3 protein-coding genes and 1 pseudogene are annotated in these 4,181 nt (G+C 70.2%); 3 read left to right on the forward strand and 1 reads right to left on the reverse strand.

What is annotated here, in order from left to right; translation table 11 throughout:
• Positions 1–886 (reverse strand): hydroxymethylglutaryl-CoA lyase (locus Q8814_RS24675; RefSeq protein ID WP_330154600.1); only part of this gene is annotated, 886 nt, incomplete at its 3' end.
• Between the two features lie 225 nt (positions 887–1,111).
• Between Q8814_RS24675 and Q8814_RS24680 the strand changes: the two genes are divergently transcribed.
• From Q8814_RS24680 to Q8814_RS24690, 3 genes and pseudogenes are all read left to right on the forward strand, one after another.
• Positions 1,112–1,309, forward strand: a complete 198-nt coding sequence (locus Q8814_RS24680; RefSeq protein ID WP_330154598.1) for a hypothetical protein — start codon at positions 1,112–1,114, stop codon at positions 1,307–1,309.
• A 49-nt stretch (positions 1,310–1,358) separates the two neighbouring features.
• A complete protein-coding gene (locus Q8814_RS24685) occupies positions 1,359–2,795 on the forward strand; it encodes a plasmid pRiA4b ORF-3 family protein (RefSeq protein ID WP_330154599.1) in 1,437 nt (478 codons plus the stop codon).
• Positions 2,796–2,923: 128 nt separating this feature from the next.
• A pseudogene (locus tag Q8814_RS24690) lies at positions 2,924–4,181 on the forward strand (hypothetical protein); the annotation flags it as partial.

Below are 4,181 nucleotides of genomic sequence, written 5' to 3' on the forward strand. Positions count from 1 at the left end.
ACGCTTCCGCTTCCGAGCGGGCGCCCTGCCGCGCCCGGGAGCGGTTCGGTTCGCCGAGTTCGGTGACGATGTCTTCTCCGAGCCGCACCAACGCTCCGAAGGCAGCCGGGGTCAGCCACGGCGGGCGCGTCGCGAACAGCAGGTCTTCGCTCGCGGTGTTCCCGCTGGCGCCGGGCGCGAACGGACAGCCCCCGAGTCCGCCGAGCGCGCCGTCCACCACGGTCGCCCCGGCCGTCACCGCGGCGAGACTGTTCGCGACTCCGAGACCCCACGTGTCGTGCCCGTGGTAGACGATCCGGCGGTCGGGGGACTCGGCGCGCACCCGGGACACCAGCGCGCTGACCTGGCCCGGCACCGCCTGGCCGAGTGTGTCGGCGAGAACGATGTCCGAGGCGCCGTCGGCGCGGGGATCACATGCGATCTCCAGAACCCGATCGGGATCGACGGGACCGTCGAACGGGCAGGTGAAGGCCGTGGCCAGGCACAATTGGATGCTGCCCCCGGCCGCGTGCGCGTTCTCCACCGCTCGCGGCATGGCGGCGAGGCTGTCGTCGGTGTCGCGACCGATGTTGGCCCGGTTGTGGGCGTCGGACACCGAGAAGCAGTACTGGAACCTGCGTGCCCCGGCAGCGACGGCCCGCTCGACGTGCCGCGGCGTGGCCACCCATACCCAGCATCGATCCAGCTCTTCCTCGGTGAGCGCGTCGACGAGTTCGAGTGTGTTGGCCATGGGCGGTACCAGGTCGGGGCGTGCCAGCGATCCGATCTCGAGCTCCGGTACGCCCGCGGCGAGCAGGGCTCGCACGATCTGCACCTTGCGTTCGGTGGGAAGAACCTTGCCGGTGAGTTGCAGACCGTCGCGCAGGGTCACGTCGCGCAGAATCACTTCACCGCCCGCTTCGTCTCGCGGGTACGCTCCCTCGTTCACGTCCGACCTCCCGTGTGCCCGTGCTGTGGGCGCTGCCGACGCTGCCCGGCACCGTGCCGCCAGTCTGCCCCGGACGGTCGCGATAAGGCGAGTTCGCCGGACACGCTGGCCCGATGTCCCGCAGTTTGTGATAGGTGACACTATCCTTTTCGGCTGAATGGGGACTTTCCGGAAGGGCTGGAAATGGGAGCGGTCGTCGGAAGAGCGTTGCTGAAATGTGCGCTGGTGGCGGGATTGATCGGGGCCGGTAGCGCGGTGTACTCGCTACACGTCTACGGCGCCGTGGGGGCGCTCATCGTCGCGTCGGTGTCGGGGCTGGTGTTGCTGCGCGTGCGCTCACAGGCCCGAGGGGAATCCGAAGCCGATGTCGCGATGACCTGACCGCGCCCTTCGCCCGACACAGCAACGGTCCGGGCGTTACCGTGTCGGCATGGTACGTCCTCGTGAGGGCAGGAAATCGCACCTGATGGCGGTCCCCGATTCGCGGGACGAACTGCGCAGTTTCCTCGCCGCGGCCGGTCGGGGGCGCGGCCGCGGTCCTCGCCGCGACGCCGTCGTCGGTTACGAACTCCGCATCGAACTCGGCGGGGTCACCCCCACCGTCTGGCGGTGTGTGGTGGTGCCGTCGACGACAATGCTCGACGAACTCCACGACGTCGTGCAGGACGCGATGGGATGGGTCGACAGCCACCTCCACGAGTGGCGAACGGCCGCCGATGCATCCGCACCCGCCGCCGAGCGGTACGGCATGCGTCTCGTCGTCGATGAGGGCGACCACCCCATCGACGCCTGCGAATCCGATGTCCGTATCGACGAGGTGCTCGCCGAACGCGGCGACACCCTGTACTACGAGTACGACTTCGGCGACAGGTGGGAGCACCGGGTGGTGCTCGCGCACGTCGTCGACGCGGTGCCGACGCCGCTGTGCCTCGACGGTGAACGCGCCTGCCCACCGGAGGACTGCGGCGGCGTGCCCGGGTACGAGCATCTGCGGGCGGTGCTCGGCGACCCCCGGCACCCCGACCACGAAGCGCTGAGGACATGGGCGGGCGACGATTTCGACCCCGACCTGTTCGACCTCGACGCCGCGTCGGCGGCGCTGACGGCGCGCGCCGAGATCCGCCGGCACTCGCCTCCACGCGGGACCGCCCTTGCGGCGTTGCTCGCACGCATCCCGGCGCTGTACGCACCGAGTCTGTACGCGCTGCTGTTGCGGGCGCGGCTGAGTTCCGACGACGAACGCGTGGAACTGCCGGCCCGGGACGCCGAGGGCATGACCCTGCTCGCCTGGCTGCTGCGGCGGACCGGCGCCGACGGGGTGCCGTTGACGTCGTCCGGATACCTGTCTCCCGCAGTGGTGGCAGAGGCCCGCGAGGTACTCGGTCCGAGGTATGCCTGGGCCGGGAAGAGCACACGAGAACTCGACAACCCGACCGTCCTCGCGATTCGGGAACTCGCACAGGATCTCGGCCTGGTCCGGAAGTATCGCGGAAAGCTGGTGTGCACCAAGCGCGCTGCCGGGCCGAGATCGGATCCCGACGCGCTCGTCGACTACATCGCCGCCCGGCTGCCGTTGGGAGCGGACGAGTTCGAGCGCGAGGCCGGACTCATGATGCTGCTCTCGGTCGCCGCGGATGCCGATGGAGAAGAGCAACGCCGGGCCATGCTCGAAGCCGCCACCGCACTCGGATGGCGGATGGGCGACGGGGAACCGCTCACTGCGAAGGACGCGGTCGCGGCGGCCGGATCGAACCGCCGAATCCTGCACCACCTCGGCGTCGACCTGGGGTTCGGCACGATGCCGGAACGGAGGCCCGCGGTGGTGCGTGAACTGGCGCGACGGGCGCTGCGAGGACCGTCGCGGTAGACCCGACCGCCACGTGGTGAGGTGTGCTGCCCGCCCGGTATCGTGGTCGGCTGGGCGTCCGACCGGGTGTCCGGCGAGGAGGGGACCCGCGGTTCTTCCCGGCGGGCGTCGAAGAGGAGCAACGGGTCGTGTCGCTGTGGTCGAGTGCGTTATCGGTCGAAGAACTCGACGACCGCCCCTGGCTGGATCTGATGCCGTGGCTGGACCGCTACGGTTCCGCTCGGGCGGCCGCACTGGCCGCAATGGTGCCCACCCCCCGGTGGTGGGAAGAACAGTCGCCGGCCGAAACCGTGGCCGCCGCGGACATTGCGGAGATCTGCTCGGAACTTGCCCACATCTATGTCACCGACCATCCCGAGTTGCGCTTCGCGGACGGTTTGCTCCGCGAGGTCGAAGTGCCTGTCGGCGTCCTGGATCTCGGTGCCGCGGCCGCTTCGGTGGTCGCCCGCGTCCCGCATGCACCCACCACCGCCGAGTTGTTCAGTCGCAGCCCTGCCGACCTGTTCTCGGTACGGGGCGCAGACCGCGACACGGTTCTCGAAATAGTGTGTGCCGCTTTGGTCGTCACGGTGCTTCGGGATCCGACCGGTCTGCGGCCCGACCCCGAGGCGCCGGCCGTGCCCGCCCTCGCCGGTCTCGTCGAAGACCTCGCCGCGCTGGCACGGTGGCGGATGCTGCGCGGCGAAACGGAACGTCCGCTGTTGCGCATCGACCTCGAGGACGGCGCCCCGGAAGAGATCCAGCAGGTCGCCGCCCGCATCGAGGCACTCGCCGCGAAGGATCTGCCGTTGTCCGGTCCGACCGACCCGGTTGCCGAACTCGCCGACTTCGTCGCCACGTTGCCCGAGGCCGACCGCGACGCGCTGCGGCGCCGCGTGCACGCCGACTCGGACGCCGACGCCGATCCCGATGCACCCTCGACGTTCCCGTTCGGCACCGCGGTCGGTGATCTGCTCGCCGCACTGCGGGTGCAGGTGCGGCCTGTCGCCGCGTTCGACCGGATCGTGCGAGCCATGCCCGTCGTGACCCGGCCGGTGCCGGGACTGGACGCGCCGCTGTGGCTGGTGCTCGACCGGCTCGACGACCGTTTCGCGGTGGCCGACGGCTGGATCGCCGTCCCGGACGTGTCCGACGCGGAGAAGCAGACCCGGGCGCTGCTCTCGGAGTTCGAGTCGGCGCACGGTGTCGTCGAACCGGCGGCGGTCGCGGCGACGTGGCAGCTCCCGGCGGCCGAACTCGAATCGTGGCTGGCCTACTGCGGCACAACGATGTTCGAAGGCCGGATCCTGGCCCGTCAGGACAATCTCGCATGCCGCGCCGCGCAGGTCCTCGAAGTGGTCGGTCATCCGCGTCACGAGATCGTGGGCGGAGAGCGGATCACCGACC

Source organism: Rhodococcus chondri, from assembly GCF_036327435.1.
GTDB lineage: Bacteria > Actinomycetota > Actinomycetes > Mycobacteriales > Mycobacteriaceae > Rhodococcus > Rhodococcus chondri.

Coding starts and splice junctions, on each gene's coding strand:
- Q8814_RS24680 (WP_330154598.1), top strand. CDS start 1,112: ATGGGAGCGGTCGTCGGAAGAGCGTTGCTGAAATGTGCGCTGGTGGCG.
- Q8814_RS24685 (WP_330154599.1), top strand. CDS start 1,359: ATGGTACGTCCTCGTGAGGGCAGGAAATCGCACCTGATGGCGGTCCCC.